General features: G+C 64.9%; 1 protein-coding gene. It reads right to left on the minus strand.

Going from position 1 to position 1732, the window contains the following annotated elements; translation table 11 throughout:
• Nucleotides 1-75 precede the first annotated feature (75 nt).
• A complete protein-coding gene (locus JHC79_RS23670; RefSeq protein WP_296395530.1) occupies nucleotides 76-1581 on the minus strand; it encodes a hypothetical protein in 1506 nt (501 codons plus the stop codon).
• Nucleotides 1582-1732: the final 151 nt, after the last annotated feature.

Here is a 1732-nt window from a genome sequence, read left to right on the forward strand (position 1 = left end):
AGATCGAGCGCGCCGACATCCCCGGCGCCCGCCGCTGGCGGGCGTGGTTCGACCGTGCGCCCAGCCGTCCCTGACCTACGTGTGCGCCTGATTGTTCCAGTAGTCCGCGATCTCTGACGTCTGCTTGATGACCTCGTCCGGGGTGATCTCGCTGGGCCAGATGGTGATCAGGTACGAGTCGATGAACTCGCCGACGTCGGCCTCCCGCGCCGCATCCATGTTGTTGGCGCAGTATCTGATTCGGTAGGTTCCCCGGGAGATCGGGAAGACGGTCCCGGGTGCGCCGTCATCCCAGCCGGTCAGACGGAGAGGTGTGTCGACGGCGAGGGGAGCCTCGACGATCTCTTCCCATGCGGTGGCGTCCGGCTCAGGACGGGTCTCTGCCATCTCCACCGTCACCGAGATCGTTCCCGTGTGCAGACCGCACACCAGCACGACGTTCGCTGGATGGTGGGTACCGACCAGACCGTTCCGCTGCCCCGTGAATGCCCCCATGAAGTCGCCGTCCCATTCGGCCTCGGACGGGAGGTAGTACTGGCCGTACCCGACGTGTACGCCGCCTGAGTAGATGACGCCGGTGGACTCGACCTTCCCGGGAGTGACGAGTTCACGATCGAGACCGGCGCGGACGGAGGCGATCTCGTCGACGATCTCGTGCGCGGGACGGGGCGGTTCGACAGGAGGAATCGATTCGAGTACCCGGTGTGCGTCGTCGACTGTGATCGCCCCGTGCGTCGAGGTGAGTTCGTGCGTCCACACTGGATCGACCCGTCGAACGGGATCGCTGTAGTGCGACGCGAAGGGCGACGGTTCGGGGTCGGGTGTGCCGGTGAGCCACCGTCGCAATGTCACGTATGGGCCCTGCAACGACACCGACATGTCGAGCGCCCCGGTGCTGGGGTCTCCGTCGGAGGCGGTCACGTTGATGGTCGTCGGGTACCACGTGGGTTCTGACCGGGGTATGTCTGCCAACAGCCGCTGCTTCTCGTCGTGGGCCGCCTGGTGGCGAGCCATCTCATCGGAGTCCTCGATCGAGTCGCCGGTCCACCTGAACAAGTCGGGTGATAGGTCGTCGTCCAGTGAATGCGACAGCACCTCGATACCGCTGTCGTCGCCCGCCCACGCGATCGCGAAGCCTGTTTCCGCATCGATCACGTAACTCTGGGCAGGTCGGTGTTCGTGAGCGACGAAGGAGACTCGCCAGCCTCTACGCCCGTGGACCTCGGTCTCGGCGATGTCGGTGGGATCGCTGAGACCGTTGGAAGCGAAAGGACTCCCCGGGAGGGGCCAGTTCTGGTGTGCATCGAGAAGCATGCCGCTGTGCGCACCCATGACGGACATCAGTCGCACCGTCCCATCGCCCAGGTCGGTGTGGACCATCCCGTCGGGAGATCGTCGCCATTCATCGTTCGGGGTCGAGATCAATGTGGGTTCACCGCCGAATTCGCAGCGTCGTCTGCGCGGCGGATCAAACCACACCTCTTCGGTGACCTCGGAGCCGGAATGACGAACCACCGCGTGCACCGTCCGGCCGATGGTCCCGTAGTTGAGTGCCCGGATCTGGCGCCACGTTGGTGTCATGCCGAGAGGCTAGCTAACGATTGGTTGCGGGCGTCCACGTTTCCGGACATCCGTTCGGCGCGGTCAACGGCGTTCTCGTACGCGCTCGTGTGACGACATGTCGTCTCCGATGGAGTGGTCGCGTGGTCGGTACGAGGCGGTTGCGGAACGC

The organism is Williamsia sp. (genome assembly GCF_016462415.1).
In the GTDB taxonomy this organism is placed as follows: domain Bacteria; phylum Actinomycetota; class Actinomycetes; order Mycobacteriales; family Mycobacteriaceae; genus Williamsia_A.